Source organism: Sphingomonas sp. RIT328, from assembly GCF_000632225.1.
In the GTDB taxonomy this organism is placed as follows: Bacteria; Pseudomonadota; Alphaproteobacteria; order Sphingomonadales; family Sphingomonadaceae; genus Sphingomonas; species Sphingomonas kyungheensis.
The window spans coordinates 76765-103686 of record NZ_JFYV01000003.1 but is presented as its reverse complement, the minus strand read 5'-3'; the positions used below and the strand labels follow the sequence as shown (position 1 = coordinate 103686).

24 protein-coding genes and 2 tRNA genes are annotated in these 26922 nt (G+C 69.1%); 12 read left to right on the top strand and 14 right to left on the bottom strand.

The annotated features are described in order from the left end of the window. Nucleotides 1-51: 51 nt before the first annotated feature. Nucleotides 52-3390 carry a TonB-dependent receptor gene (locus tag BW41_RS03070; protein ID WP_161773109.1) on the top strand — a complete coding sequence of 1113 codons (3339 nt, stop codon included), beginning with the start codon at nucleotides 52-54 and terminating at the stop codon, nucleotides 3388-3390. 73 nt (nucleotides 3391-3463) lie between these two features. Here the strand turns inward: BW41_RS03070 and BW41_RS03065 are convergent, their stop codons facing one another. The 6 genes from BW41_RS03065 to BW41_RS03040 all read right to left on the bottom strand — a co-directional run bounded on the left by BW41_RS03065 (nucleotide 3464) and on the right by BW41_RS03040 (nucleotide 13086). Beyond that, nucleotides 3464-4702: an ROK family transcriptional regulator gene (locus BW41_RS03065; RefSeq protein ID WP_037531307.1), complete on the bottom strand. Its 1239-nt coding sequence runs from the start codon at nucleotides 4700-4702 to the stop codon at nucleotides 3464-3466. 185 nt (nucleotides 4703-4887) lie between these two features. Beyond that, complete coding sequence (locus tag BW41_RS03060; RefSeq protein WP_235199474.1) at nucleotides 4888-6345, bottom strand: carboxylesterase/lipase family protein; 1458 nt, start codon at nucleotides 6343-6345, stop codon at nucleotides 4888-4890. Beyond that, entirely contained in the window at nucleotides 6345-7082 is a 738-nt protein-coding gene (locus tag BW41_RS03055; protein ID WP_037531303.1) for a GDSL-type esterase/lipase family protein, read from the bottom strand. Before BW41_RS03055 ends, BW41_RS03060 begins: the two co-directional genes overlap by 1 nt. A gap of 19 nt (nucleotides 7083-7101) precedes the next feature. Continuing rightward, on the bottom strand, nucleotides 7102-9048 hold the full coding sequence (locus BW41_RS03050; protein WP_037531301.1) for a glycoside hydrolase family 97 protein: 1947 nt from the start codon (nucleotides 9046-9048) through the stop codon (nucleotides 7102-7104). After that, a complete protein-coding gene (locus BW41_RS03045; RefSeq protein WP_235199473.1) occupies nucleotides 9045-12416 on the bottom strand; it encodes a glycosyl hydrolase 2 galactose-binding domain-containing protein in 3372 nt (1123 codons plus the stop codon). The genes BW41_RS03050 and BW41_RS03045 overlap by 4 nt, the downstream gene beginning before the upstream one ends. Before the next feature lie 208 nt (nucleotides 12417-12624). Then, nucleotides 12625-13086: a PaaI family thioesterase gene (locus BW41_RS03040; RefSeq protein WP_037531297.1), complete on the bottom strand. Its 462-nt coding sequence runs from the start codon at nucleotides 13084-13086 to the stop codon at nucleotides 12625-12627. A 345-nt stretch (nucleotides 13087-13431) separates the two neighbouring features. Here BW41_RS03040 and BW41_RS03035 point away from each other — a divergent pair, with 345 nt between their 5' ends. Then, nucleotides 13432-14211 carry a sulfite exporter TauE/SafE family protein gene (locus BW41_RS03035; protein WP_200870331.1) on the top strand — a complete coding sequence of 260 codons (780 nt, stop codon included), beginning with the start codon at nucleotides 13432-13434 and terminating at the stop codon, nucleotides 14209-14211. Nucleotides 14212-14309: 98 nt separating this feature from the next. Here the strand turns inward: BW41_RS03035 and BW41_RS03030 are convergent. The 3 genes from BW41_RS03030 to BW41_RS03020 form a co-directional block, all read right to left on the bottom strand. Beyond that, nucleotides 14310-14386 (bottom strand) — tRNA-Pro (locus BW41_RS03030). Between the two features lie 100 nt (nucleotides 14387-14486). Beyond that, a tRNA-Thr gene (locus tag BW41_RS03025) sits at nucleotides 14487-14562 on the bottom strand. 30 nt (nucleotides 14563-14592) lie between these two features. Next, on the bottom strand, nucleotides 14593-15924 hold the full coding sequence (locus BW41_RS03020; protein WP_037531296.1) for a replication-associated recombination protein A: 1332 nt from the start codon (nucleotides 15922-15924) through the stop codon (nucleotides 14593-14595). Between the two features lie 141 nt (nucleotides 15925-16065). Here BW41_RS03020 and BW41_RS03015 point away from each other — a divergent pair, with 141 nt between their 5' ends. Continuing rightward, nucleotides 16066-16671: a PadR family transcriptional regulator gene (locus tag BW41_RS03015; protein WP_037531295.1), complete on the top strand. Its 606-nt coding sequence runs from the start codon at nucleotides 16066-16068 to the stop codon at nucleotides 16669-16671. Next, complete coding sequence (locus BW41_RS03010) at nucleotides 16668-16958, top strand: DUF2218 domain-containing protein (protein WP_037531293.1); 291 nt, start codon at nucleotides 16668-16670, stop codon at nucleotides 16956-16958. Before BW41_RS03015 ends, BW41_RS03010 begins: the two co-directional genes overlap by 4 nt. A gap of 12 nt (nucleotides 16959-16970) precedes the next feature. Here BW41_RS03010 and BW41_RS03005 read toward each other — a convergent pair whose 3' ends face one another. Both BW41_RS03005 and BW41_RS20795 read right to left on the bottom strand, forming a co-directional pair. Further along, nucleotides 16971-18113 carry a glycosyltransferase family 4 protein gene (locus BW41_RS03005; RefSeq protein ID WP_037531290.1) on the bottom strand — a complete coding sequence of 381 codons (1143 nt, stop codon included), beginning with the start codon at nucleotides 18111-18113 and terminating at the stop codon, nucleotides 16971-16973. Further along, the gene (locus BW41_RS20795) at nucleotides 18100-18306 is read right to left on the bottom strand and encodes a hypothetical protein (RefSeq protein ID WP_152542074.1); all 207 of its coding nucleotides are present in this window, start codon (nucleotides 18304-18306) and stop codon (nucleotides 18100-18102) included. The genes BW41_RS03005 and BW41_RS20795 overlap by 14 nt, the downstream gene beginning before the upstream one ends. Nucleotides 18307-18377: 71 nt before the next feature. Between BW41_RS20795 and radA the strand changes: the two genes are divergently transcribed. The 7 genes from radA to BW41_RS02970 all read left to right on the top strand — a co-directional run bounded on the left by radA (nucleotide 18378) and on the right by BW41_RS02970 (nucleotide 24886). Then, nucleotides 18378-19748: a DNA repair protein RadA gene (radA, locus tag BW41_RS03000; RefSeq protein WP_037531287.1), complete on the top strand. Its 1371-nt coding sequence runs from the start codon at nucleotides 18378-18380 to the stop codon at nucleotides 19746-19748. 336 nt (nucleotides 19749-20084) lie between these two features. Continuing rightward, entirely contained in the window at nucleotides 20085-20636 is a 552-nt protein-coding gene (locus tag BW41_RS02995; RefSeq protein ID WP_037531285.1) for a CvpA family protein, read from the top strand. Continuing rightward, nucleotides 20633-21070, top strand: a complete 438-nt coding sequence (locus BW41_RS02990; protein ID WP_037531283.1) for an iron-sulfur cluster assembly scaffold protein — start codon at nucleotides 20633-20635, stop codon at nucleotides 21068-21070. Before BW41_RS02995 ends, BW41_RS02990 begins: the two co-directional genes overlap by 4 nt. Continuing rightward, nucleotides 21063-22829, top strand: coding sequence for a cation:proton antiporter domain-containing protein (locus tag BW41_RS02985; RefSeq protein ID WP_037531343.1), 1767 nt, complete (start codon nucleotides 21063-21065; stop codon nucleotides 22827-22829). Before BW41_RS02990 ends, BW41_RS02985 begins: the two co-directional genes overlap by 8 nt. Beyond that, the gene (locus BW41_RS02980) at nucleotides 22826-23152 is read left to right on the top strand and encodes a DUF423 domain-containing protein (protein ID WP_037531281.1); all 327 of its coding nucleotides are present in this window, start codon (nucleotides 22826-22828) and stop codon (nucleotides 23150-23152) included. The genes BW41_RS02985 and BW41_RS02980 overlap by 4 nt, the downstream gene beginning before the upstream one ends. 172 nt (nucleotides 23153-23324) lie before the next feature. After that, entirely contained in the window at nucleotides 23325-24194 is an 870-nt protein-coding gene (locus BW41_RS02975; RefSeq protein ID WP_037531280.1) for an EamA family transporter, read from the top strand. Beyond that, a complete protein-coding gene (locus BW41_RS02970) occupies nucleotides 24191-24886 on the top strand; it encodes a M24 family metallopeptidase (protein WP_037531278.1) in 696 nt (231 codons plus the stop codon). Before BW41_RS02975 ends, BW41_RS02970 begins: the two co-directional genes overlap by 4 nt. Here BW41_RS02970 and BW41_RS20295 read toward each other — a convergent pair. Genes BW41_RS20295 through BW41_RS02960 form a run of 3 tightly spaced genes read right to left on the bottom strand, consistent with a single transcriptional unit; the run spans nucleotide 24883 to nucleotide 26689 of the window. Further along, complete coding sequence (locus tag BW41_RS20295; RefSeq protein ID WP_081792855.1) at nucleotides 24883-25023, bottom strand: DUF2256 domain-containing protein; 141 nt, start codon at nucleotides 25021-25023, stop codon at nucleotides 24883-24885. The two genes, BW41_RS02970 and BW41_RS20295, sit on opposite strands and share 4 nt — an antisense overlap. After that, nucleotides 25023-26123, bottom strand: a complete 1101-nt coding sequence (gene aroB / locus BW41_RS02965) for a 3-dehydroquinate synthase (protein ID WP_037531277.1) — start codon at nucleotides 26121-26123, stop codon at nucleotides 25023-25025. The genes BW41_RS20295 and aroB overlap by 1 nt, the downstream gene beginning before the upstream one ends. Continuing rightward, nucleotides 26120-26689 (bottom strand): shikimate kinase, encoded by a 570-nt coding sequence (locus BW41_RS02960; RefSeq protein ID WP_037531275.1) that lies wholly within the window; start codon nucleotides 26687-26689, stop codon nucleotides 26120-26122. Before BW41_RS02960 ends, aroB begins: the two co-directional genes overlap by 4 nt. A 76-nt stretch (nucleotides 26690-26765) precedes the next feature. On the opposite strand from BW41_RS02960, the gene BW41_RS21935 reads away from it, so the two are divergent. After that, nucleotides 26766-26900, top strand: a complete 135-nt coding sequence (locus tag BW41_RS21935; protein WP_268747100.1) for a hypothetical protein — start codon at nucleotides 26766-26768, stop codon at nucleotides 26898-26900. Nucleotides 26901-26922: the final 22 nt, after the last annotated feature.

The following is a 26922-nucleotide window of genomic DNA, read 5'->3' as shown; positions in this document are numbered from 1 at the left end:
TCGGGCGAAACCGGTGGGAATGTCGTGGGATGAGGACTGAAAGGGGACATGATGATGGTTGGTGCTACGCGTCGCGCGGGTCGCAGCTCGCTGCATGAGCTTTGCCTCGGTGTGTCATTGTTCGCGCTGTTCGGAGCGGTGCAGCCTGCCATCGCCCAGGATACCGCAACGCCGACGAAGCCGGTGACGGATGGATCGCAGGGGACGACATCGGGCACCCCCGCCGTCGCTGCCGGCACCGCGCCGACCGCGGAGGGGCAGGCCGCGGCGACCACCGGCACCTCCGGCGCGTCGCAGGACAGCTCGGTCACCCCGCCCGATACCGAACGCGAGGAAATCGTCGTCACCGGCGTCCGCCAGAGCCTCGCCACCGCGCAGAACATCAAGAAGAACAGCGACACCGTCGTCGATGCGATCACCGCGCAGGACATCGGCGCCTTGCCCGACCGGTCGGTCAACGAAGCGTTGCAGCGCGTCCCCGGCGTCGCGATCAGCCGTTTCGCCGCGCCGAACGATTCGCAGCATTTCTCGGTCGAAGGTTCGGGCGTCGTCATCCGCGGGCTGAGCTACGTGCGCGGCGAGTTCAACGGCCGTGACACCTTCGCGGTGTCGGGCGGCCGTGAGATCGGCTTCAACGACGTGCCGAGCGAATTGATCGGCTCGGTCGAGGTGTTCAAGAACCTGACCGCCGACCTGATCGAAGGCGGCATCTCCGGCACGGTCAACATCAACACGCGCAAGCCCTTCGATCAGGACCAGCGGCTGGTCTATCTGTCGGGCAGCATGAACTGGGGCGATCTCGAGCGGCGCGGCGCACCCTCGGTCGTCGGCCTGTACAGCCAGCAATGGGATACCGCCGGCGGCAGCCGCTTCGGAATACTCGCCAGCGCCAGCTATTCGCAGCAATACAGCCGATCGGATTCGGTGTTCCTCGCCTCGATGCTGCCGCGCTACAATGACGATCGCAACGGCAACGGCGTCCAGGATGCGGGCGAGGGGCGGACGATCAACGCCGGCACCGGCTATGCGTCGAGCCTGTTCGATACCTATCCGGTGCCCAATGGCGGTGCCGGTCCGGTCTACGCGCCGGTCGGCGGCGGATCGCGGACGCAGACCTTCGACCGCAAGCGCATCGGCGTCTCCGCCGCCGCGCAGTTCGAAAATGCCGCCAAGACGTTCCTGCTCACCGCGCAATATCTGCGCACCACCGGTGAACAGAACTGGCTGGAGAAGACGATCGAGCCGAACGTCTATTATGGCGACGTCACCACCACCTTCCCGCGCGCCGGGACCACCAACACCTATGACGATAACGGCATCTTCACCAGCGGCTCGATCGTCAAGCGTTCGGGCGCGGTGTTCGGCAATCGGTCGGACGGCACCTATGGCGAGCTGACCCAGTTCGCCCCCAACGGCATCTTCACCACCTTCTCCAACCGCTATTTCTACCAGAAGGCGACGACGCAGGATTTCTCGCTCAACGCGAAGATCGAGCCGATCGACCGGCTGCACGTCAACCTCGACGGCCAGTATGTGAAGTCGCAGTCGAAGAACGTCGACGACATCGTCGATATGGCGACCTTCTCCGGCGTCGATATCGACCTGCGCGGCCAGACGCCGCAGATCACGCTGCGACCGGACGGACGCGACACCGCCGGCTATTTCGGCAACAAGGCGTCGACCTATTTCCGCGACGCATTCAACAACCGCGCCGACAATGACGGCGACGAATGGGCCTTCCGCGGCGACCTGCAATATGACGTCAGCGACGAGAGCTTCCTGCGCAAGCTGCGCGTCGGCGGCCGCTATTCGAAGCGCGACCAGACCGTGCGGACCAACGATTACAACAATTGGGGCGCGGTTTCCGATACCTGGACGGGCGGCGGCCCGGTCGGCTTCAACAGCCTAGCGACCGACCAGGCCTCGCTGTTCGGCTACAAGGACTTCTACCGCAACCAAGCGGTCCAGCCGCCGGCGACCTGGTACATCCCCGACAATATCATGCGCGACCACGACGCGCTGACCGCGCTGCTGCGCACGGTGACCAAGGCGGGCGGAGGCAATTACACGCCGCTGGAGGATCGCAGTGGCGTCACCGATGGCTATTTCCTGCCCAACGAATATTACCGCAATACCGAGGCGACGTGGAGCGCCTACGCCCGTGCCGACTTCGGTATCGACGATTTCGGCGGCGGGATGAGCCTGTCGGGCAATATCGGCGTGCGCTACGTCCACACCAAGGACGAATCGTTCGGCGCGCTGACTTTCCCGACGCCGAACAACGTCTTCACGCCGGATACGCAGAACCCGGCGCGCTATACGGATCTGGCAAGCTACTGCGCCTATTCGATCGCCAATCCGACGCAGCAGGGCACCATTCCGGTGATCTGTACGCTGTCACCGGCGCAGCAATCGGCCATCCAGGCCTTCTCCAACGGCGGGTCGCGTCCGGACGTCGCCAGCCAGAAGTTCGGCAACTGGTTGCCCAGCTTCAACGCCAAGCTGCAGGTCAACGACAAGCTGCTGTTCCGCTTCGCCGCATCCAAGGCGATCTCGCGCCCCAATTTCGGCGACCTGCGCAACTATATCGGTGTCACGCCGTCGGGCGCGAACATCGCGGGCAGTTACGGTTTCCAGGCGTCGGCGCGCAATCCCTATCTGCGGCCGATCGAGGCGACGCAATTCGACCTCACCGCCGAATGGTATTTCGCCAAGGTGGGGTCGCTGACCGGGGCGGTCTTCTACAAGGACCTGACCAACATCATCCTCGACAATTACGGCTATCAGCGCTCGTTCACCAACAACGGCCAGACGTTCGACGTCACCGTCAATGGCCCGGCCAATGCGCCGGGGCATGGCAAGGTCAAGGGCTTCGAGCTGAGCTACCAGCAGACCTATGACTTCCTGCCCGGCGTCCTGTCGGGATTGGGAACGCAGGCGACCTTCACCTTCGTCGATCCGAGCAACATCCCCAACGGCGTGCCGACCAACGGATCCGCCGATGGCTCGCGGCCGCCGCTCGACGTGACGGGGATCTACAGCAACCTGCCGCTTGCCGGCCTGTCCAAATATAATTTCAACGTCGCCGGCTTCTACGATCGCGGCGGCATCTATGCCCGTTTCGCCTATAGCTGGCGCTCGAAGTTCCTGCTGACCAACCGGGATTGCTGCTTCCCGTTCCTGCCGGTCTATTCGCTGTCGACCGGGCAGCTCGACGGGTCGGTGTTCCTGACGGTCAACAAGAACTTCAAGATCGGGATCGAGGCGCAGAACCTGTTGGATACGACCACGAAGACGGTGTTCCTGCTCAATCCGCAGGGGCTGACCGCGCCGCGATCCTATTTCAAGAGCGATCGGCAATTCTCGATCACGACGCGTCTGACCTTCTGATCGGTTCCTCCCCGAGCTGGGTGGAGGGTCGTCCGGCCCTCCACCCTTTTTGCCCGATATCCGGCCGACGCGATCAGCGGCCGCTCTGGATCAGGATCGCGTCGGACGGCAGGATATGGTCGAGGAACGGCAAAATCGCCGCGCCGATCGCCGGCGCGTCGCGGGCCATCACCGCGGGCATGACCTTGGCGCGCGACGGCTGCGGCACCGCGTCGAGCGCCGCGGTCAGGCCCGTCGCGAGCCGCTCAATCAGCGGCATCGGCAGCCGCCCGCCGATCAGGATCGCATCGGGATCGAGCAGGCAATTGATCGCGACGAGCGGCGCGGTGAGTGCCCGGGTGGCATCGGCCAGCCAGCCGTCGATCACCGGCGCCATTCGCGGATCGTCCCCGCCGAGGTCTTCGACGCTCGGCCGCCCGAGCCCCGCTTCTTCGAGCCGGGCGAACAGGGCCGATAGCGATACCGTATCCTGCACCGTCGCGCCGGGGCGGCCCGTCGTATCGGGCATCAGGCCGATCTCGCCGCTGCGGGCGTTGGCGCCGCGATGATAGGAGCGATCGATCACCGGCCCGCCGCCGAGACCGGCGCTGATCAGCAGGTAGAAGAAGCTCGGATTGTCGAAGGCGGTGCCATATTCGGCCTCCCCCAGCGCGGCGGCTGCGGCATCATTGTCGCAATGGATCGGCCACGGCAGGATCGACAGCAGCTCCGCCAGGTCCACGTCGCTCCACCGGTCATAGCCGGCGGGGCGATGGGGCAGGGCGATGCGGCCGAGATCGTCGGGAATGGCGACGCCGACGCCGAGCAGGCGATCGCGGTCGACCCCGCCTTCCGCGATCGCGCGGTCGATCTCCGCGCCGACGAAGGCGACGACATCCTCGGGCATGGCGAAGGCGATCTCGCGCGTCGTCCGGCTGCGGACCTGTCCGGCGAGATCGAGCGTCACCAGCGTCAGATGATCGCGGTCGATGTTGAGGCCGATCGCGAAGGCGCCATCGGGATCGATTTGCAGGCGCAGCGCCGGCTGCCCGCGCCCGCCCTGCATGCGCCCGGCATGACGGACGAGGCCCATGTCGACCAGCCGGGTGGTGATATTGGCGATGGTCGGCGCGGTGAGCCCGGTCTGCTGCGCGATCGCGGCGCGGGTGGTGTCGCCGTTCAGCCGCACCGCCTGCAACACGGCGCGCAGGTTATAGTCGCCGGCGCGTTCGAGGTTGGTGCCGGACAGGCTGCGCGACAGCCGGGCGTCGCGCCCGTCGGCGAGCATGGCATCGGTGCGCCCGTTCGATTTGCTGCCGAAGCTGATCGCCATCCCCATCCTCTTCTGGTCTGTGCCGTTTCGTAGAGACGTCGCCGCGTCGGTCACGCGATCGGCGAATCAGCTTGGCCTCTTCCCGCACCAACTATCGCGCTTCACCTCCAGCAATGGCAAGGTATCATACCAATATAAGCCAAATTCGTCGCGACGTCGGCGGATGCGATGCCGATCGCGCACGGTCATGGCATGTCGCGCAGCGCGCACAGGTCCTTGCGCACGTCGGTTTCGACGACCGGCCCGTCCTGATGGAAGGCCATCGAGACGCGCGTCGCCGGCACATAGGCGGGCCAGACGGGAAGCCCGGCGCCGTTCGGCTGCCCCGTCTTGACGAACTGCGCCCAATAGGCCTGGAGCGGCGGCTCTCCCGGTTGCGGCGGGTCGAAGACGTAGCGCAACTCGCTCGCATGGGCGACGGCGCCGCCCGGCGGGGCATAGTCGAACTGATAATGCCACACCGCGCCGCCCCGGCCGGCGAGCGCATCGGCCACCACGAGCGCGGGGCAGCGGAAGGTGACGTCGGTCGCCAGCTGGTCGGTGATGTCGCCCAGCCGGGGATCGCGCAGCGGCGTGCCGCCGGGTTGCAGGCCGTAGCGGCGCAAGGCGCGCTCGGCATTGCCGCCGTATTCACGGCGCACCGTCGCCGCGGCGGCGGGCAGGCCGCCGTGCAGCGTCAACTCCTTGGCGTTCGTGCCGATCAGCAGCGGTGCGGGGTTGACCCGGCCTTGCGCCAGCAGCCGTGCCGGCGTGTCGCGCAGCACGCGGCCGTCGACGATCGCCTGCAACCAGACGAAACTGTCGTCGTCGAGCTCGGGCACATCGACGCCGGCATCCGCCGACAGCACCGCCGCCACCGGCAGGGCGCGCAACTGCGCGGCGCTGGTCGTCGCGGGCAGGCCGGCGCGGCGCGCGATGCGGACGCCGAGCGCCTCGTTGCCGGCAAGGCTGCGCGGCGCGGTGCCGAAGCCCGCGGTGCCGCTCTCTTCGATGGCCTGCCGGAACAGGCCGCGCGAACCCGGGCTGAGCAGGTGCAGCCCGACGTCCATCGCCCCGGCGGATTCGCCGGCGATCGTCACGCGCGCAGGGTCGCCGCCGAAGCGCGCGATATTGCGCGCCACCCAGCGCAGCGCCGCCTGCTGGTCCATCAGCCCGTAATTGCCGCTGTGGCCGCCCTGTTCGCGGCTGAGCGCGGGATGCGAGAGGAAGCCGAGCGCGCCGAGCCTGTACTGCACGCTGACCAGCACGATCCCCCGGTCGGTGATGCGTGATTTGACCGTACCGCCGCCCGCGCCGGCGCGATTGCTGCCGCCATGGATCCAGACCAGCACCGGCCGCTTGCCGGCGAGCGCCGGTGTGCGGACGTCGACGAACAGGCAATCCTCGTCGCTCGCCGCGGCGGCGGCGCGGTTCCAGTCGCCGTAGACGATCTGCGGACAGGCGGCATGCGTCGCCACCGCCGCACGGACCTGCGTCCAGCGGCGCGGCCGCTGCGGTGCGCGCCAGCGCAGGCCCGCGACGGGCGGTGCGGCATAGGGAATGCCGCGAAACACCGCCCCGCGCCCCGCAGCCTCGCCGCGGACCGGCCCGTCGTCGGTCCGCACCACCGGACCTGCCGCCAGCGCGAGCAGCAGCGCGATCATCAGCGCGCCGTCGCGCGCGGCGCGGGTTTCGCCATCGCGGTGCGGATCGCCGCCTCGGCGACCGGTGCCATGACGGCATAGCCCGCCGCATTGGGATGGACCCCGTCATAGGTCCACGCCGCCTTGAGCGCCTGGCCGTCGTGCAACGCGGTCCAGTAATCGGCATAGGTCGCGCCGGTCCTCGCGGCATAGGCCTGCATCCAGCGATTGAGCGCGGCGATCCGGCTGGCGGTGTCGAGACCGGGACGCCACGGGAAATGATCCGCCGGCGGGATCGAGGCGAGGATGACGCGGATGCCGTGCGCCTGGGCGAGTTCGGTCATCGACATCAGATTCGCCTCGGTCTGCTCGGCGGTCATCGGGCCGGTGTTGCCGGCGATGTCGTTCGTGCCGGCCATGATCTGCACGACCTGCGGATGGAGGTCGATGACGTCCTGGCGGAAGCGGAGCAGCATCTGCGGTGTGGTCTGCCCACCGATGCCGCGGCCCTGTCGCCCGTTGGCGAAGAAGGCGGGCACCTTGTCGAACCAGCCCTGGGTGATCGAATCGCCGAGGAAGACGACGCGGACCGGGCCGGTCACCTGCGCATTCGCCGCCCGATAGCGGCCGAGCCAGGCGAAGTCGGTGTGCAACCGGTCCTCGGCCTCCCGCTCCGCCTGCGGCTTCGGTGGCGCGGACGGCGTCGCCTGCGGCACGGCGGCGGCGGAGAGCAGCAGGGCGGCGAACACGGGGGGCATGGTTCAATCTCCCGAAAGGTCAGCGGACCGGGGTGAGGATGGCGACGCCGCCGCCCGAGGCATGGAGGGCGAGGGGAAGGGTGCTCGTGGCGTCGACGGTCCCGCCGCCCGTGGCGAGATCGGCCGCCGTCGCGCCGTCCTGCCAGGTGCGGACGCGGTACCGCCCCTTGCCGAGGAACGTCAGCGGCACGGCGATCGTCTGCCCGGCGTCGGTCATCGCGCCGAGATACCAACGGTCCCCCTTGCGCCGCGCGAGCACGATCAATTCGCCCAGCGTGCCCTGGACGAAGCGCGTCTCGTCCCAGCTCGCCGGCACCTCGGCCAGGAAGTCGAGGCCGGGCTGGCCGCGATAGGCATCGGGCGTGTCGGCGACCGACTGGAGCGGGCTTTCGAACACGACATATTTGGCCAGCTCCGCCGCGCGCGTCGTCTGGGTCTGCGGGCCGTTGACGGCGATGCGGAAGCTTGCCGGCGTGGCGTTGCGATAGCCGCCGGGGGTATAGTCGAGCGGCCCGGCGAGCATCCGCGTATAGGCGAGCGTGATATTGTGGCGCGCGGTGATCCGCTTGGTCCATTTGTTATATTCCGCGCCGAGCACCCCTTCCTGCGTGATGAAGTTCGGCCACGTCCGCGTCATCCCCCAGGGATGCGTCGCGCCGTGCAGGTCGAGCAGCAGATGGTGCCGTGCGGTCGCCGCGGCGAGGCGATGGTAGAAGTCGACCATCGCCTGATCGTCGCGGTTCATGAAATCGACCTTGATGCCCTTCGCGCCGAACTTCTCGACCGCGGCGAGCACCCCCTCCATGTCCCGATCGAGCAGCTGCCAGTTGATCCAGAGGATCAGGCCGACGTCGCGCGCTCGCGCATAGCGGACCAGCCCCGGCAGATCGATCGCCGGGATCGGCCTGGTCGGATCGGCACCGGGCAGGACGAGCGGCCCGGTGCCGCTGTTGGCGTACCAGCCATCGTCGATCATCATATAGGGCAGCTTGAGCGACGCGGCGAAATCGATGAACGCGCGCTCGGTCGCGGCGTTGGACCCGGCCGGCGTGACGCCGGCGAGCAGCGGCCCCGACCACCAGTCCCAGGCGGTCTTGCCCGGCCTGACCCAGGCGAAATCGCCCTGTGGCGGCGGATTGAGGCTGGTGAGCAGCGTATGTTCGATCAGCTTGCCGGCGGTGTCGGCGACCATCACGACGCGCCATGGCGAAACGATCCCGGCGCCGACGTCCAGCCTGACCGCGATCGCCGGATCGTCGGGCCGGCGGGTGAGCTTCGCCGCCACTCCGAGCGCGCCGGTCTCGGTGCCGGTGAGGTACATCACCGGCCAATGCTCCACCGCCGCTTCGGCGATGGCGATCGACGGGCCGGCGTTGCCGGTGTCGCAGACGAGCGGCAGCTCATACAGATTATGGGGGCGAATCGCCGCGGCGCGAACCGGATCATATTCCCCCTCGTGGCTCGTTCCGAAGCTGCCGAGGTTGAGCCCGGTGCATGCATAGTCGCCGGCGAAGGCGAATTGCGTCAGCTCGTTGGCGATGCGCAGCGTCGTCAGACCGGGCTGTTGCGGCACGCCGTAACGCAGCGCGATGCCGCCGTCATAGGCACGCAGGATCAGGTCGAGCCGGCGGTGCGTGCCGCCCGGCTCCGCGAGATGGACGATGATCTGGTTGTAGCGCTCCGCCACCGCGGCGACCTTGCCGGCGCGGAGCGTATAGCGGTCCTCGCCTTGCGACGCGGCGACGCCGGTCGTGCGCAGGCCGTTGGCGAGCTTGGCATATTGCTCGAATTCGAGGCCGAGCGGCGACGGGGTGATGACCGGGCGGCCGGCGACCGCCAGCGCATAGGTCGGCTGATCGTCCGCGTTGGTGCCGAGCGTGACGACCAGCCGCCCGTCGGGCGAGGCGACGGTCTGCGCGGCCGCCGGCGCGGCGATCAGCGTGGCGGCGAGCCACAGCGCCCTCAACGGACCGGCTCCGCCGCCGCGGCGACGTTCCAGCCGCGCAATGCGACGCGGGCGGCGCGCGCCTTCGCGGTCGGATAGCGGACCGTCACCGTGCGCGTCTCGCCCGGCAGCAGCGACACGTAATTGTCGCTGAAATAGGCGGGCAGGATCTGGCTGCCGTCGCCGTTCATCATCGTCAGCTTGGTTTCGATCGCCGGGGTGCGCGCCGGGTTGGCGAGGGTGACGCGGACTTCGGTTTCGTCGCCGACGGCGGCGCTGGCGAGCGTCGTCGTCAGCGTGACCGGCGCCAGTTTGGTCAGGCCGCGATAGGCGGCATCGTCGGCACCCTGCCAGTAGAGGTTGCGGGAGAGGTCCTTGCCCCCCGCATCGCGCGCCGACAGCGCGACGAGGACGAGCCCGTTCGCGGTGAGCGCGGGCAGATCGAGCGCCAGGGCATCGCTGGCCGCCTCGTGCGCGGCGGTGATCGTCGTGCTGCGGTCGAGCAGCGTCCGGCCGGCGAGGTCGACGACCTTGGCGGTAACGGTCGCGCCGGCGATGTCGGTCAGGCGGTTGTTGACGAGGACGACCTTGCCGTCGGGCAGGTTCATCTGGACATGCACCGGCTCCGCCGCCTTCTTGACGCCGTAGAAGCTGGCATGGGTGTCATAGTCGGACGAGAAGATCTGCCACGCCGACGATGGCCAGGCCGGCTGCGTCATCCACAGCATCCGCCCCGAATTCACCGTCCACAGCCCGGCGTTCATCCCCTCGAAGATGGCACGATAGGATTCGTACTGCATCATCTGCGCCTTGCGCTCGAAGTCGGGCAGGCTGGTGCCGGCGCCGAAGCGGGCGGCGAGTGCATCCATATAGGTCTTGACCCCGCCGTTCCCGGTCTGGTGCCAGTCGTGATAGGCCCAGGTGTCGCCGATCGGCCATTGGTCCGCCTTCGGGATCGCGCGCTGCCACGCCTCCAGCGTCGGCAGCGACGGCGTGCCGCTCTCGACCGAGAAGCCGCGGGCGTGCTCGGTGAAATATTCCACCGGCGGGCGCCAGTTGTACGGCCCGGAATTCTGCAGATTCACCCGGTTCGACGAGCCCATGTAGAGCCGCGTGCCGTCTTCCTTGGCGATCAGATCCTCGAGCGCGGTGTTGAGCGCCGGCTGCGGCACGCCTTCGTTGCGCCCGAACCAGACGACGATCGACGGGTGGTTGCGATAGCGTTTCACCACGTCGGTCGCATTGGTCATGAACAGCCCGACGTCCTGTGCCTCGATATTATAGTCCTGCGTCGACTCCCAGAAGTCGCTTAGCACCATCAGGCCATATTCGTCGGCGAGATCGAAGAAGGTCTCGCTGGTGTCCTGGCCGACCCAGTTGCGGATGATGTTGAGATGCGCATCCTGGTGAAGACGGAACATCGGCTCGAGGCGGGCGCGATCGCTCCGCTTCATAAAGTCGTCCATGCCGATATTGCCACCGCGCGCGGCGATCTTCACGCCGTTGACGCGGATGACGAGATAGGGCGACAGGCCCGGCGCATCGGTGACCGGCGTCACCGCCGGGCTTCGTTCGGCACCGGCGACGAGGCTCGCCGCCCAGCCGTCGCGTACCTTCCGGATACCCTCGTGGCTGCCGTCGACGATGCGCTGGTGGAGGCTGCGGGCCTTGGTCAGATCGACGCCGACGCGCTCCAGACGGCCCGCCTGATCCATCAGCGACAGATCGTAGGTGACCTGCCGCATGCCGAACCGCAGGCGTTTGACGTCGCTCGGCGCGCCATCGACGCTGGCGGTGACGGTCAGGTCGTGGAGCGCGGGATCGCCATAGCCGTTCGGCCACCACAGCCGCGGATGGTGCACCGAGAGCGCCGGAAAGTCGGCCGGCGTCATCACCACGTCGGCGTGCTCCCCCGGCATCAGCGACACCTGCTTTTCGACGGCCACGTCATCGAAGGCGGCGCGGACCGTCGCGGTCACCCGCCGGTCGCCGGTGTTGGTGAGCGGCGTCGTGATCTCGACCGCGGCGACCGAATTGTCGGCGCGCGGCAGGCTGGTGACGACGTGGGGATCGCCGATCGCCGCCGCCCCGGTCGCGGCGAGCGAGACACCCTGCCACAGGCCGGTATTGCGGTCGCGGATCGACGGGATCCAGTCCCAGCCTTCGGTGGCGACGAAGGTCGGCCCGTCGAGCATCTGCATGCCGCCATTCTCTCCCACGCCGGCGGTCATCGATTCCTCGTGCGCGATGCCGGGATGGGGCGGCGGCGAGACGCGGACGGCGATCGCGTTGCGGCCCGGCGCCAGGGTCACCGCGAACCGGCCGCGGATGAAGGCGCCCTTCATCGCGCCGACGCGGCGGCCGTTGACCCATATGTCGGCGGCATAATTGACGCCGTCGAAGGTGAGGATCTGGCGCTTGCCGGCGACGTCGGCCGGCGCGTCGAATTCGGTGCGGTACCAATAGTCCTGCCGGGCGAGCGTTTCCGGAATGACCGTGTTGTTGAGGCCGTAGGCGGGGTCGGGATAGACGCCGCGATCGACCAGCGTGGTCAGCACCGTGCCCGGCACGGTCGCGGCATACCAGCGGCTGGCGTCGAACCCGGTGCGGCTGATCGCGGCGGCGTCGCCGGTAACGGTCGGCGCGGCGGCAAGGCGCCAGCCGTCGATCGCCCAGCTGCCGTCGGCGCGACGGACGGGACCGCGCACCACCGGCAGCGGCTTGGCGACGGCGGCGGGGATCGGCGCGTTCGAGCGGGGGCGGGTCCAGGCATCCTGCGGGGCAAGCTGGCCCGCCATCTGGCGCACCTGGACGGGCCAATGCGGGCTGCCTTCGGTGAAGGCGATCAGCGCCGGATCGGGGCGCGTCGCGGCGCGGCTGCGGAGCAGCGCCGGAGACAGGGCGTCGGCCTCAAGCTGGAAGCCGGCGATACGACCGGCGAACGGCGCTCCACTGCCGCGCGGCGCGAGCGTGGCGACCGGCGGCACCGGCGCCACGGCGATCCGTCCGCTGGCGATCATCCTGCCGTCGACGAAGAGGCGGACGCGGCCCGCTTCGGCAATTGCGGCGAGGTGATACCAGCGCCCGGGCAACAGCCTCGTCGTGGCGGTGATCGTCCCGCCTTCGGTGATCAAGGCGGGGTGATCGGCATTCAGGGCAAGGAAGCGGCGCGGTCCCTGCGCCGCATCGCCGAAGCCGGCGACCGGCACCAGGGTCGAGGGCAGCGCCTGTGGCTCGATCCATGCCGACAGCGTCCAGCGGCCAGCCTCGATCGGCGTCGAGGCCTCGCCGATCGTCTGGCGGATCGCTTCCCCACCCGAGGGCAGGTCGGCGTTGAACGGGCCGTAGGTCTGCGCCGTCGCGGCGCTCGCCAGCATCGTCGCTGCCAACAGCCCTATCGATCCAGCTGCCGCCGAACGCTTCGCCATCCTGACCTCTCCCCTTGCGGCGACGTTATCGTCTGCCGTCCGCATCGAGAGGAAGCACAGTCCGGCAGAAAAGCCAAATTGAAATATGTATTGCCGGGGGCATGGTGCGAAGGCGGGGAACTGCGGCTCCCGCGCTCGGCTCGCCAAGCTGGGGGCGCCTGTGGCCGCGTCAGCCTGCCAGCGGGTCGAGGGGGAAGATCAGCAGCGTCGATGTCGCCGAGGCGCAGAGGCGCCCCCGCGCGTCGACCAATGTCGCTTCCGAAAAGCCGACGCGGCGGCCGATCGACATGATCTTGCCCTCGGCGCGGACCGGTCCGCTCGCCTCGCTCAGCGGCCGGTGGTAGGCGATCTTCAGCTCCAGCGTCGTATATCCCAGGCCCGCCGCCAGAGCCGAATGCACCGCGCATCCGCAGGCGCTGTCGAGCAGCGTCGCGGCATAGCCGCCATGGACCGATCCGATCGGATTATAGACCTTGCGCGAAGGCGAGCCGGCGAACACGACGCGGCCGCGCTCCAGTTCGACCATGGTGAAATCCAGCGTCTCGCCGATCGGCGGCTGACGATTGGCCGCCATCAGCGCTGCCAGTTGGTCGTGGCCGTCGAGTCCGGCATGTTCGGTCAGAACGTTCATCGGCGGGCATCCTCTTCGTCATTCGTCGCGACGCACAGCGCCGGTGTGATTCCGGCGCGGGTCGCGCGCGGTCCCCTCTTTGGCGGCGAGGCATCATGCCCGACAAGGCGGGATTTTCCGGCGATCCGCCGATCGCGATAGCGCAGCGATCCTCAAGGCCCGGTCGAACGACAATCCGGCAAGGCGTTCTGATGCCCATTCCGCGGGCGCCGACGCCGCAATGCCCGGCCATCGGCGTGCGCCCGCTCGCCGCAGATTTGGCCCGACGCAGAATTTCTACCTCGATTTGATCGGGGGCGGGGGGCAGGCTAGGCGTCAACGAAGCATGTGCGAGGCTCGATAGTGCTGGCTGACATAAACCCGCTCTATACGCTCGCGGGCGTCGGCGTCGGGACACTCGTCGGATTGACCGGGGTCGGCGGCGGATCGCTGATGACGCCGTTGCTCGTGCTCGCCTTCGGTTTCCACCCGGCGACCGCCGTGGGCACCGATCTGCTGTATGCGTCTGCCACCAAGTCGGTGGGGACCGTCGTCCACGGCGTCGGCGGCACGGTCGACTGGCGGGTGGTCGGGCGGCTGGCCACGGGCAGTATCCCGGCGACGCTGGCGACGCTGGGCGTGATGTCATGGTCCGGCGCGCAACTGGGCGGCGCCGCGCATATCATCACCGCGACGCTCGGCGCCGCCTTGCTCGCCACCGCGATCGCCATTCTCTTCCGGCGACAGATCGTCGCTTATTGTCACGCGCGGCTCGGCACGATGTCCGGGCGCAGCGTCGCGCGCTCGACGATCCTGCTCGGCGTCCTGCTTGGCGTGATGGTCTCGCTCACCTCGGTCGGGGCGGGGGCGCTCGGCATGACCGTGTTGCTGGTCCTCTATCCGCAGCTGCCGACCAACCGGCTGGTCGGGTCGGACATCGCGCATGCGGTGCCGTTGACGCTGATCGCCGGTTCCGGACATTGGCTCATGGGATCGGTCGACGTCGGGCTGCTCGCGTCGCTGCTGATCGGATCGGTGCCCGGGATCATCTTCGGCAGCCTGATCTCGACCCGCATCTCGGACGACGTGCTGCGTCCGATCCTCGCGGTGACGCTCGCGCTGGTCGGGTGGAAGATGTTCTTCTAGGGCCGTAGCGGCGGGCGGCCCGCGTCTGCGCCGCCGAGGCGGTGCCGGGGACGGATTCGTAAAGCGCTGCGCGCGGGTCCTTAGCGATCCGGGGGCGATGGTCGGGGAGACAGGATTCGAACCTGCGACATCCTGCTCCCAAAGCAGGCGCGCTACCGGACTGCGCCACTCCCCGACGCGGGTCAGCCCTTAGGCGGGCGGGGACCGGAATGGCAAGCGGCAATGCGGCTTTGTCGCGCGGGAGAGGCGATCCCACGCCGACCAAAGCAGGAAGGTGGTGCCGGTTGCAGGAATCGAACCCGCGACCTTCGGTTTACAAAACCGCTGCTCTACCAGCTGAGCTAAACCGGCGCGGGCGCCCTCATGGCCGAAGCGCCGGCGCTAGTCCACCCCGACGCTGCGTTCGCGGCGCAGTCTGTCCCAATGCGCCAGCCGTTCCTGCAAGCGCGCCTCGAAGCCGCGGCCGCTCGGTTCGTAGAAGGTCTGCGGCGGCAGCTCGTCGGGCCAGTAATTGGCGCCGGAAAAGGCGTCGGCGGTGTCGTGATCATAGGCGTAGTCCGCGCCATAGCCGATCTGCTTCATCAACTTGGTCGGGGCGTTGAGGATATTGGCGGGCGGCATCAGCGAGCCCGTCTCGCGCGCGCTGCGCCACGCCTTCTTCTGCGCCATATAGGCGGCGTTCGATTTGGGCGCGGTGGCGAGATAGAGGCACGCCTGCGCGATCGCTAGTTCGCCCTCGGGCGAACCGAGGAAGTCGTAGGTGTCCTTGGCGGCGATACACTGGACCAGCGCCTGCGGGTCGGCGAGGCCGATATCCTCAACCGCAGCGCGGGTGAGGCGGCGCAGCAGGTAGAGCGGCTCCTCGCCCGCGGTCAGCATCCGCGCGAGGTAATAGAGCGCCGCCTGCGGGTCCGATCCGCGGATGCTCTTATGCAGCGCGCTGATCAGGTTATAATGCCCCTCGCGATCCTTGTCGTAGACCGCGACGCGGCGCTGGAGGAAGGCGGACAGGCCGGCGGGGTCGAGCGGCGCGTCGATCTGCACCGCGAACAGCGTCTCGGCCTGGTTGAGCAGGAAGCGGCCGTCGCCGTCCGCCTGCGCGATCATCGCCGCGCGCGCCGCGGGGGTCAGCGGCAGCGCGCGCCCCTCCGCCGCCTCGGCCCGGTCGAGCAACTGGCCGAGCGCCTCCGCGCCGAGCCGGTGGAGGATCAGCACCTGCGCGCGGCTCAGAACCGCGGCGTTGAGTTCGAACGACGGATTCTCGGTGGTCGCGCCGACGAGGATGACGGTGCCGTCCTCGACGAAGGGGAGGAAGCCGTCCTGCTGCGCGCGGTTGAAACGGTGGATCTCGTCGACGAACAACAGGGTGCGCTTGCCGATGCGGGCGTGGTCGCGCGCCTCGGCGAAAGCCTTCTTGAGCTCGGCGACGCCCGAGAACACCGCCGAGATGGCGACGAAGCGCAGATCGACCGCGGCGGCGAGCAACCGCGCGATCGTCGTCTTGCCGGTGCCCGGCGGCCCCCACAGGATCATCGACGACAGCCGGCCGGCGGCGACCATCCGGCCGATCGCGCCGTCGGGTCCGGTGAGATGCTCCTGGCCGACCACCTCACCGAGCGCGCGGGGACGCAGCCGGTCGGCGAGCGGGGCGTCGCCGGCGGGGGCGGGCGCGACGGGAGGCTCCGGATCGAGGCCGGTGAGCAGATCTGCCATCGGCCCGAGATAGGCCGGCAGGGGGCCGGCGTCACCCCCCCCGACACGAGTCAGCCGCTTTCCAAAATATATCTTGAGGGGTCTTGCAGCATGACCAGTAAGATATATCTTCGCTGCATCATGACAGACAGGGAATCGATCATGCACGGATTTGGATTTGGATTTGGCCACGGCCATGGCGGCCGTCAGCGCGGCTGCGGCCCCCGCGGCGGGCATCACCGCTGGGACCGTTTCGCTGCGGACTTCGCCGAACGGTGGGACGAGGCGCAGCGCGGCGGCGGCCGGCGGCGGATGTTCGATGGCGGCGAGCTGCGGCTGGTGCTGCTGCGGCTGATCGCCGACGAACCGCGCCACGGCTATGAGCTGATCAAGGCGATCGAGGAACTGACCGGCGGCGTCTATGCGCCATCGCCGGGGATGGTCTATCCGGCGCTGACGATGCTCGCCGAGATGGAGCTGATCGCCGAACAGCCGTCCGACAATGCGCGCAAGCGGTTCGTCGTCACCGCGGCGGGTGAGGCGCATCTCGCCGAACATGCCGAGCAGGTGGCGATGTTGATCGCCCGCCTCACCGAGGTCGGCGCGCATCGCGCGCGCAGCGATCGCGCGCCCGTCCGCCGCGCGCTGCACAATCTGCGCAACGTCCTGCGCAACCGGCTGGAGGCCGACGATCTGTCGGAGGAGGCCGCGCATGAGGTCGCCGCGCTGATCGACGAGGTCGTCCGCAAGATCGAGCGCATCAAGTGAGCGCCTCGGTCGCCCGCGTGCCGACGGCATCGGCCAGCCGCTATCTCCAGCAGCTCGCCAAGCATTGGAGCCACAAGATGACGGTAAGCTTCACCGCCGAGGAGGGGACGATCACCTTCCCCAACGGATCGGTTCTGGCGATGCGCGCCGACAGCGAGACGCTCGACCTGCTGCTCACCGTGCCGGCGGGCGAGGATGTCGAGCGGATGCGCGGCGTCGTCGCCAGCCATCTCGACCGCTTCGCGTTCCGCGAGGCGCCGCTGACCTTCGACTGGCGCGAGGGGTAGGGCGCGCGCCGGTCAGCGGCGGGCGAGCGCCAGATAGGTGTCGAGCACGGTCTGGTTGGCGCTGTCCCAGCGATAATGCGCGGCGCGGGCGATGCCGGCCGCGCTCATGCTCGCCTTCAGGGCGGGATCGCCGACGATGCGCGCGATCGCATCGGCATAGCCGGCGATGTCGGTCGGATCGACGAGGAAGCCGGTGACGCCGTCCTCGACCAGATCGACCGCGCCGGTTGCGCGCGCCGCGACGACGGGGACGCCCGCCGCCATCGCCTCGGTGGTGACGTTGCCGAACGTCTCGGTGATCGACGGGTTGAAGAACACGTCCATCGACGCGACCGCACGGCCGAGGTCGTCGCCCGACTGGAAGCCGGCGAAGATCGCGCCCGGCGCCTGTTCGGCGAACCAGTCCTGCGCCGGTCCCTTGCCGATCACCAGCACCTTGTGCGGCACGCCGCGGCGGGTGAGCGCCTTCACCACCTCGGCGAAGACGTCGAGGCCCTTTTCCTTGACCAGCCGGCCGAGGAAGCCGACCGCCATCTCGTCGTCGCCGATGCCGCGCTCGCGCCGCCAGGCGAGGCTGCGCCGCTCGGGCACGAAGGTGTCGTGATCGATGCCGCGCGACCAGATGGTGATCGGCGTCGTCACGCCCCATTCGCGCAGCAGCGTCCCCATGCTCGGGCTCGGCGGCATCACCACGTCGACGCGATTGTAGAAGCGCGTCATCAGCGCCTTGATCCATGGCTCGACGAAGCCGATCCGGTAATAGCGGAAATAGGTCTCGAACCGCGTGTGGAACGAGGCGACCGCGGGCACGCCGTTGCGCCGCGCCCAGCTTACCGCGCCATGGTTGAGCAGATCGGGCGCCGAGACGTGGACGATGTTGGGGGCGAAGGCCTCGACATCCTCGCGCGTCGTCTTCGGCAGATAGCGGCCGAGCAGATATTCGGCGCGGCCGCCCGGCATCGGGATCGCCGGCACCGAGACGAGATCGCCGACCGGCGGAAAGGCGGGCGGATCGATCGTCGGGGAATAGATTCGCACCGCCGCGCCGCGATCGAGCAGATGGCCGACGAGCAGGTTGAGCGCCTGGTTCGCGCCATCGCGGGTGTAGTTATAATTGCCGCTGAACAGCGCGATACGAAGATCAGAGGGTTGCATACCGACACCGGCCATAGCGGCCCGATTGCGGCGTGACTATGTCGGCGGCCGCAATGATCTTCGGCACCGGCAGCGGATCGGCGGCATGGCCGGTCTTGGCGGTAGTGCGATGATCGTCGCCAGCCGCGAGCAGGCGCGCTGCGGTGCGCCGCAACGGCACCGCCCGTTTAAGCGCCGCTCCGTCCCGGTGCATGCCGTGCCGCCGCAGCGTGCCGGCAAGGATATCTGTTCCCTTCCCGTTCTCGTCACGCTATATCCGCGCGCATGGCGAAACCGCAGAAACGATATGTGTGTCAGGCGTGCGGATCGGTGTCGCATCGCTGGGCGGGGCAGTGCGCCGATTGTGCCGAATGGAATACTTTGGTCGAGGAGGCGGCGGCGGTCGTCACGCCGTTCCAGGCCAAGCACGACCTGCGCACCGGCGGCCGCTCGTTCCAGCTCGTCGGGCTCGACGCCGATATCGTCCTGCCCGAGCGGATGGCGACCGGCATCGCCGAGCTCGACCGCGCGCTCGGCGGCGGCTTCGTCGAAGGCTCGGCGACGCTGATCGGCGGTGATCCCGGCATCGGCAAGTCGACCCTGCTGTTGCAGGCGGCGGCCAAGCTCGCGCTCGCCGGACGCAGCGTCGCCTATGTCTCGGGCGAGGAGGCGACCGATCAGGTGCGGCTGCGCGCACGGCGGCTCGGCATCGGCCAGGCGCCGGTGCAGCTCGCCGCGGCGACCTCGACGCGCGACATCCTAACGACGCTGTCGATCGGCCAGGCGCCGGACCTGCTGGTGATCGATTCGATCCAGACGATGCATTCCGACCTGATCGAGGGCGCGCCGGGCACGGTCAGCCAGGTGCGTGCGTCGAGCCAGGAGCTGATCCGCTTCGCCAAGGAGCGTGGCACCGCGCTGGTGCTGGTCGGCCACGTCACCAAGGACGGCTCGATCGCCGGGCCGCGCGTGCTCGAACATATGGTCGACACCGTGCTCGCCTTCGAAGGCGAGCGCAGCCATCAATATCGCATCCTGCGCGCGATCAAGAACCGCTTCGGCGGCACCGACGAGATCGGCGTCTTCGCGATGCAGAGCGAGGGACTGGCCGAGGTCTCCAACCCCTCCGCGCTGTTCCTGACGCAGCGCGACGAGGGGGTGACCGGCACGACGGTGTTCCCGGCGCTGGAAGGGACGCGGCCGGTGCTGGTCGAGATCCAGGCGCTGGTGGTGCGGCTGGCGAGCGGCGCGACGCCGCGGCGCGCGGTGGTCGGCTGGGACAGCGGCCGGCTGGCGATGATCCTCGCGGTGCTGGAGGCGCGCTGCGGGCTCAGTTTCTCCAACGCCGAAGTCTATCTCAACATCGCCGGCGGCTATCGCGTGCAGGACCCGGCGGCGGACATGGCGGTGGCGGCGGCGCTGATCTCGGCGCTGTCCGAACGGCCGGTGCCGATCGACGCGGTCGCCTTCGGCGAGGTCGCATTGTCGGGCGAGATCCGCCCGGTCGCGCATGGCGCGCTGCGGCTCAAGGAGGCGGGCAAGCTCGGCTTCGAACGCGCGCTGGTGCCGGCGGCGGTGGCGAAGGAGGACAGCGCGCTGCGGATGACGGGCTTCCGGACTCTGGGGGCGTTCGTGGATCATATGCTCGGGCGGTGAGCGTGGGTTGGGCGTTCGGTCAGGCGGCGTCCGTCCGATGTCCGGGAGGCCGGTCCGACAAAGCGGCCTGAAGGTGGCGAGTCGCTGGCAGCCTGTGAGGGGCACACGTGCCATTTTCCCGAGGGCATAGGCAGGTCCACAGCCCCCCATTCGTCATCCCGGCGAAAGCCGGGATCCATGGACACGGCGCTGTCGGTAGTCACGCGCAACCCTGACCGCCCGTATCCATGGATCCCGGCTTTCGCCGGGATGACGAGGGTGGGGCCAGGTGGTCCATCACCGCCGGTGCCGCGACGGGGACTAGCGCCTCCGCCCCGGCATCCCTATTCCCAAGCCATGGCGCTGACCGCTCTCGACATCATCGTTCTCGTCGCCGTGCTCGGGGCGGCGCTGCTCGGGCTCAAGCGCGGGTTCGTCACCGAGGTGCTGTCGCTGTTCGCCTGGGTGGCGATCGTCGCGATGCTCAAGCTGTTCCACGTCACGCTCGCCGCCAAGCTGAGCGGCACGATCGGCACGCCGTCGGGCGCGGCGGTGGCGGCGTTCGTCATCATCGCGGGCGGCACCTATCTCGGCGGCAAGCTCGTCGCCAATGCGATCGGCAAGCGGACGCGGCAGTCGATCCTCGGCCCGGTCGATCGCGCGCTCGGCTTCGGCTTCGGCGCGCTCAAGGGGCTGATCATCGCCAGCCTCGGCTTTCTCGTCGCGGCGCTGCTGGTCGATACCGCCAACGGCGGCCCGGCGCGCCGGCCCGAGTGGATGACCCATTCGCGCTGCTATAATCTGCTCAACGCGACCAGCGCGGGGATCGCCGATTTCGTCGACCGGCGCCGGCGCGGCCTTCCCGTCTTTGGCGCGCGCCCCGCCGCCGAACCATCGAGCCAGCCATGACCGCCAGCCTGTACAATGCCGACATCCTGCGGCTCGCCGCGTCGATCCCGCATCATGCGCGGCTCGACCATGCGCAGGCGACCGCGGAGAAACGATCGCCGATCTGCGGCAGCCGGGTGACGGTCGACATCGGCCTCGACGCGGCGGGGCGGGTGGGCGAGGTCGGGCTGCTGGTGCGCGCCTGCGCGCTCGGCCAAGCGTCGTCGTCGCTGCTCGCGCAGGCGATCCTCGGCAAGACGCCCGAGGAGCTGGCCGCCGCCCGCGACGGGCTGACCGGCTGGCTCGCCGGCGAGGGCGCGATGCCCGATTGGCCGGGGCTGGCGGTGTTCACCCCGGCCCTGTCCTTCACCGCACGCCACGCCTCGATCCGGCTGGCGTTCGAGGCGGCCGCGGATGCCGCCTTCGCCGCACGCGAGGCGCATGCCGATGCATGAGGCGGCGCAAGGCGCGTCGCTGCTGCGCGACGGCGTCATCCTGCTCGGGTTCGGACTCGCCTTCGTCCTGCTGTTCCGCAAGCTCGGGCTCGGCGCGACGCTCGGCTTCCTCGTCGCCGGCGCGGTGGTCGGGCCGCACATCCTCGGTCTGGTCGGCGATGCCGAATCGAAACTGGGGATCGCCGAGCTCGGCATCACGCTGCTGCTGTTCATCGTCGGGTTGGAGCTCAACCCGACGCGGCTGTGGCGGATGAAGCAGGAGATTTTCGGGCTCGGGCTGATCCAGGTGGTGGTGTGCGGGCTGGCGATCTCCGGCATCGTCTATGCCTTCGCGCATTTCTCGCCGACCGCGGCGCTGGCGCTCGGCCTGCCGCTGGCGCTGTCGTCGACCGCGCAGGTGCTGCCGCTGCTGCAATCCTCGGGTCGGCTGCGCACCCCGTTCGGCGAGCGCGCCTTTTCGATCCTGCTGTTCCAGGATCTGTCGATCGTCCCGCTGATCACGATCGTCGCGGCGATGAGCCGCAACCCCGCCGACGCCAACGGACCGCCGGGCTGGCTGCTCGCGCTCTACACGGTGGTGGCGGTCGCCGGGCTGGTGCTCGCCGGGCGGTTCGTGCTGCGGCCGCTGTTCCGGCTGATCGGCAATCTCAACGAGCGCGAGATGTTCGTCTTCGCCGCGCTGTTCACGGTGATCGCGAGCGCGGCGGTGATGGAGGCGCTCGGCCTGTCGACCGCGCTCGGCGCGTTCATCGCCGGGGTGATGCTCGCCGACAGTCCGTATCGCCACGAGCTGGAGGCGGATGTCGAGCCGTTCCGTTCGATCCTGCTCGGGCTGTTCTTCCTCGTCGTCGGCATGATGCTCGATCTGCACGCGATCGCCGAGCGGCCGCTGTTCGTCGCGGGGATGGCGCTGGCGCTGATCGCCACCAAGACTTTGGTGATCACCGGCATCGGCCTGGCCTTCCGCATGACGTGGCGCAGCGCGCTCGCGCTCGGCGTGCTGCTCAGCCAGGGTGGCGAATTCGGTTTCGTGCTGTTCGCGCAGGCGCAGAACGGCCTGCTCGTCGCGCCGGAAGCGGCGAGCCTGTTCGGCGCGATCATCACCGTGTCGATGGCGACGACGCCGTTCCTGATGGGCGCGACCCGGCGCTTCCGCGAGGAGCCGGTGGTCAAGGACCAGGCGCGCGACGGGCCGAAGGCGGAGGGCGCCAATGCGATCATCGTCGGTTACGGTCGCTTCGGCCAGACGGTCGGCCAGATGCTGCTCGCGCAGAAGATCCCGGTGACGCTGATCGACCGCGATATCGAGATGATCGACATCGCCGGTGAGTTCGGCGCGAAGGTCTATTACGGCGACGGCACCCGGCTCGACTTGCTGCGTCAGGCGGGGGCGGCGGAGGCGGAGCTGATCCTGTTCTGCGTCGACGGCGACCAGATCGACCCCGAGACGCTGGAAGGCATCCACGAAGCCTTCCCCGATGCCGCGATCTACGTCCGCGTCTTCGACCGGCGGGCGCTGGTCAAGCTCAAGCGCGCCTCGGGGGTCTTTGTGGTGCGCGAGGTGCTCGAATCGGCGGTGAAGATGGCGCGGGTGGCGATGCGCGATCTCGGCATCGCCGGTGCCGAGATCGATCGCGCCGAAGAAAGCTATCGCGCCCGCGACAAGGAACGGCTGCGCATCCAGATCGCGGCGAACGACATTCGCGCGGCGCGCTCGCTCGTCGCCGAGCAGCAGCCCTGGGGGAATGATCCACGATGATCGTGGCGATACTGGCGGCGCTGTCGGGCGCGATCGCGGTGGCGGCGGGGGCGATGGGCGCGCATGGCGCGACCGGCGTCGCGGCCGAATGGCTCAAGACCGGGGCGCAATATCAGATGATCCATGCGGTCGCGGCGCTGGTCGCGCTCCGCTTCGAGGCGCGCGGGGCGGCGTGGCTGTTCGTCGTCGGCGCGGGGATCTTCGCCGGTACGCTCTATCTGATGGCGAAGGGCGCGCCGCACTGGCTCGGCGCGGTGACGCCGATCGGCGGCGCGCTGCTGATCGGCGGCTGGCTGTGGCTGGGGTGGTCGCTGCGCGGGTGATACGCGGATGAGGGATGGCAGGCTGGCGGCGCAGCTGCATCCGTCATCGCGGCGGTTGTCCTCACCCTTGAGCAGCCGCGCCGGTCTCCCGCACGTCCGCGGCCTCGACCAAATTCGCTCCGTTCCGGCGTAACGGTTCCGCGGGGCGCCGCCGATCCGCTACAGTGATCCTATGTCCCGCCCTGCGTCCAACCTGCTCCCCTATGCCGCGCTGGTCGCCGCGATCGTCGCCTTCTGCGGCGGCACCTCGTTCGCCAAACGCTTGTTCCCGCTGGTCGGGGCGGAGGGGACCACCGCCTATCGCGTCGGTTTCTCGGCATTGCTGCTGCTCGTCGCGATGCGGCCGTGGCGATTCGCGCTGACCCGGCACGATGCCGGGCGGCTGCTCTGCTACGGTCTGGCGCTCGGGGCGATGAACCTCAGTTTCTACATGGCGCTGCGCACGCTGCCGCTCGGGCCGGCGATCGCGATCGAATTTCTCGGGCCGCTGGCGGTGGCGCTCGCGCATGCGCGGCGCGCGGTGCACGTCGCGCTGGCGGGACTGGCCGTGGCGGGTCTGTGGCTGCTGCTCCCGGTCCATGGTGGCGCGCAGTCGCTCGATCCGGTCGGCATCGGCTTCGCGTTCGGCGCGGCGACGGGCTGGGCCTGCTATATCCTCGCCGGGCGACGCACCGGGCATCTGCCGGCGGGGCAGGCGGTAGCGCTCGGCATGGTCGCCGCCGCGCTGCTCGTCGTGCCGATCGGTATCGCGCATGCCGGCGCGGCGCTGCTCACGCCGTCGTGGCTCGGCATGGGGGTGATCGCGGCGCTGCTGTCGAGCGCCATCCCCTATTCGCTCGAGATGATCGCGTTGCAGCGCATCCCGCCGCATAGCCTCGGCGTGCTGCTCAGCCTCGAACCGGTGGTCGGCGCACTCGCCGGCGTGGCGCTGCTCGGCGAGACGCTGAGCCTGACGCAATGGGGCGCGATCGCGATGGTCGTCGCCGCATCGATCGGGGTGATCGTCACGACCCCGGACAGCAAGCAGGAGGTGGCGGCATGACGCCGGATATCGCCGAACAGGATCGCCGTGCCGCGCTGATCGCGGCGGAAGATCGCGCGCTCGAACTGATCGAGCGGATCATCGCCGACGGGCTGATCCGGCCGGGACGCAGCGAGCGCGACATCGAACAGGCGATCAAGCATGTCGCGCAGGACGCATTCGGCGTCGCGCAGGACTGGCACAAGCGCATCGTCCGCGCCGGGCCCAACACGCTGGCGATCTTCGCCGACAACCCGCCGGTGGTGACGGTGGCCGAGGAGGACATCGTCTTCGTCGATCTCGGCCCGGTGTTCGGCACCTGGGAGGCGGATGTCGGGCAGAGTTTCGCGATCGGCAGCGACCCGGCGCGGCAGGCGCTCGTCGCCGAACTGCCGCGCCAGTTCGCGCTGATCGACGCGCGGCTGTCGGCGCAGCCGGACATCACCGGCGCCGACCTCTACGATTATGCCTGCCTCAGCGCGGCGGCGGCCGGCTATCGCTTCGGCGGGCAGATCGCGGGGCATATCGTCGCCGAATTCCCGCACGCCCGGCTGCCGGGTGCGCGGCAGGCGCATCATATCAGCCCGGCCAACCCGCTGCCGCTGAGCGATCCCGACGCGCACGGCCGCACCCGGCACTGGATCATCGAAGTGCATCTGATCGACCCGGACGGGCGGTTCGGCGGCTTCTACGAGCGGCTGGCGGGGCGCTAACGCTTCTTGCGGCAGGCGTCCGAGCAATAGACGACGGCATCCCAGTCGCGCGCCCATTTCTTGCGCCAGGTGAACGGGCGTTCGCAGGCCGGGCAGATCTTGCTCGGCAGATCGCGCTTGGCGACGCCGTTGGGCATCAGCGCGGCTGCCGGTCGAGAAAGGCCGCGACGGTATCGAGATCGACCGTGCGGTCGAGATAGGTCCGGCCGATGCCGCGGGCGAGCAGGAAGGGCAGGGTGCCCGCCGCCATCTTCTTGTCGTGACGCATATGGTCGACCAGCGTCGCACCGTTCGCGCCGATCCCCGCGGCGGCGAGCCCGTCCGGCAGGCCGATCGCGCGCAGGTGGGCGGCGACCCGCGCCGCATCGGCGGCCGGGGCGATGCCCTGTTCGGCGGAGAAGGCGAAGGCGAGCGCGCAGCCGGCGGCGACCGCCTCGCCATGCAGCAGCGCCTGCGAGAAGCCCGCTTCCGCCTCGAGCGCATGGCCGAAGGTATGGCCGAGGTTGAGCAGCGCGCGCGTGCCGTTGGTCTCGTGCTCGTCGGCGGCGACGATCCGCGCCTTGGCGGCGACGGCATGGGCGATCGCCTGATCGCGCGCGGCGGGATCGCCGGCGATCAGCGCCGCGCCATGCGCCTCGCACCAGTCGAAGAAGGCGGGATCGTCGATCAATCCATATTTGACCACCTCGGCATAGCCGGCGCGTACCTCGCGCGCCGGGAGCGTATCGAGCAGCGCCGGGTCGATCAGCACCAGCGACGGCTGGTGGAAGGCGCCGATCAGATTCTTGCCGGCGCGGGTGTTGATCGCGGTCTTGCCGCCGACCGAACTGTCGACCTGCGCGAGCAGCGAGGTCGGGATCTGGACGAAGCGGCAGCCGCGCTTGAGGATCGCGCAGGCGAAGCCGACGAGATCGCCGATCACCCCGCCGCCGAGCGCGATGACATGATCGCCGCGCTCGATGCCGAGATCGAGCAGCCGGTCGCAGAGCGCGGCAAGCTGCGTCCAGCTCTTGGTCTGCTCGCCCGGCGGCAGTACGATCGTCTCGCTGCGCACGTCCGCGGCGGCGAGCACCGCCTGCAGGCGTTCGGCATGGCCGCGGACGTTCTCGTCGGTGACGATCGCCAGCGTCCGCCCGCGCGCGAGCGGGGCGAGGTGGTCGGCGGCGCGGTCGAGGACGCCGGCTTCGATGACGATGGGATAGCTGCGGTCGCCGAGCGCGACGGTGATCACGGTCATGCCGCGTGCCGCCCGTGGCCGATCGCCTTCAGGATCGCGTTGACCGTGGCCTCGTGCGGAGCGGTGTTGCTGGTGATATGGATATGCGCCTCGGCGTAGATCGGGTTGCGGATGGTGGCGAGTTCGGCGAGCACCTGCCGCGGGTCCTTGCCGCGCAGCAGCGGGCGCGTATCGCGCCGGCCGACGCGCTCGGCGAGCACGTCGGGATGCGCGCGCAGCCAGATGGCGGTCGCGTCGGCGAGGATCAGCGCCCGTGTCTCGTCGTTGATGAAGGCGCCGCCGCCGGTGGCGATCACCTTGGGCGTGCCGTCCATCAATCGCTGGATGACGCGGCGTTCGCCGTCGCGGAAATAAGCCTCGCCGAAGCGTTCGAAGATTTCAGCGATCGTCATGCCGGCGGCCTGTTCGATCGCGGTGTCGGCATCCACGAAGGGCAGCCGCATCCGGCTCGCCAGCCGCCGCCCGACCGTCGACTTGCCGACGCCCATCAGCCCGACCAGCACGATCGGCCGAGCCGGATCGCGTCGCTTGGGGCCGGTCGGCGGGGGATGAGCGCTTTGCAACATGGAACGGAGCGCTATACAGCGGGTCCGGACGGGGCAAAAGCTCCGCATCCGCCTTTTACGCGTCTTAAGGTACGGTATGTCTCGCTTGGTTCTCTCCGTCGTCGTCATCCTCGTCGTGGTGGTCGGCGGTCTGTTCCTGCTCGCCGGCCGGGCGTCGGAGCGGCCGCAGACGCATGTCGAAAAGGCCGTGACGCTTGCCAACCTCAGCTGACGCCGGCGTAATCTGGGGTCGG

Bases quoted from the DNA above. Each gene is read 5' to 3' on its own strand.
- BW41_RS03005 (WP_037531290.1), bottom strand. From the start codon at position 18,113: ATGCAACCCTCTGATCTTCGTATCGCGCTGTTCAGCGGCAATTATAAC.
- BW41_RS03060 (WP_235199474.1), bottom strand. From the start codon at position 6,345: ATGATCGCGCTGCTGCTCGCGCTGGCGGCAGGTCCGGTGGTGCGGACC.
- BW41_RS03020 (WP_037531296.1), bottom strand. From the start codon at position 15,924: ATGGCAGATCTGCTCACCGGCCTCGATCCGGAGCCTCCCGTCGCGCCC.
- BW41_RS20295 (WP_081792855.1), bottom strand. From the start codon at position 25,023: ATGCCCAACGGCGTCGCCAAGCGCGATCTGCCGAGCAAGATCTGCCCG.
- BW41_RS03015 (WP_037531295.1), top strand. From the start codon at position 16,066: ATGCACGGATTTGGATTTGGATTTGGCCACGGCCATGGCGGCCGTCAG.
- BW41_RS02970 (WP_037531278.1), top strand. From the start codon at position 24,191: ATGACGCCGGATATCGCCGAACAGGATCGCCGTGCCGCGCTGATCGCG.
- BW41_RS03070 (WP_161773109.1), top strand. From the start codon at position 52: ATGATGGTTGGTGCTACGCGTCGCGCGGGTCGCAGCTCGCTGCATGAG.
- radA (WP_037531287.1), top strand. From the start codon at position 18,378: ATGGCGAAACCGCAGAAACGATATGTGTGTCAGGCGTGCGGATCGGTG.
- BW41_RS02985 (WP_037531343.1), top strand. From the start codon at position 21,063: ATGCATGAGGCGGCGCAAGGCGCGTCGCTGCTGCGCGACGGCGTCATC.
- BW41_RS03055 (WP_037531303.1), bottom strand. From the start codon at position 7,082: ATGCCCCCCGTGTTCGCCGCCCTGCTGCTCTCCGCCGCCGCCGTGCCG.
- BW41_RS02990 (WP_037531283.1), top strand. From the start codon at position 20,633: ATGACCGCCAGCCTGTACAATGCCGACATCCTGCGGCTCGCCGCGTCG.
- BW41_RS02975 (WP_037531280.1), top strand. From the start codon at position 23,325: ATGTCCCGCCCTGCGTCCAACCTGCTCCCCTATGCCGCGCTGGTCGCC.
- aroB (WP_037531277.1), bottom strand. From the start codon at position 26,123: ATGACCGTGATCACCGTCGCGCTCGGCGACCGCAGCTATCCCATCGTC.
- BW41_RS20795 (WP_152542074.1), bottom strand. From the start codon at position 18,306: ATGCACCGGGACGGAGCGGCGCTTAAACGGGCGGTGCCGTTGCGGCGC.
- BW41_RS21935 (WP_268747100.1), top strand. From the start codon at position 26,766: ATGTCTCGCTTGGTTCTCTCCGTCGTCGTCATCCTCGTCGTGGTGGTC.
- BW41_RS03040 (WP_037531297.1), bottom strand. From the start codon at position 13,086: ATGAACGTTCTGACCGAACATGCCGGACTCGACGGCCACGACCAACTG.
- BW41_RS02980 (WP_037531281.1), top strand. From the start codon at position 22,826: ATGATCGTGGCGATACTGGCGGCGCTGTCGGGCGCGATCGCGGTGGCG.
- BW41_RS02995 (WP_037531285.1), top strand. From the start codon at position 20,085: ATGGCGCTGACCGCTCTCGACATCATCGTTCTCGTCGCCGTGCTCGGG.
- BW41_RS02960 (WP_037531275.1), bottom strand. From the start codon at position 26,689: ATGTTGCAAAGCGCTCATCCCCCGCCGACCGGCCCCAAGCGACGCGAT.
- BW41_RS03065 (WP_037531307.1), bottom strand. From the start codon at position 4,702: ATGGCGATCAGCTTCGGCAGCAAATCGAACGGGCGCACCGATGCCATG.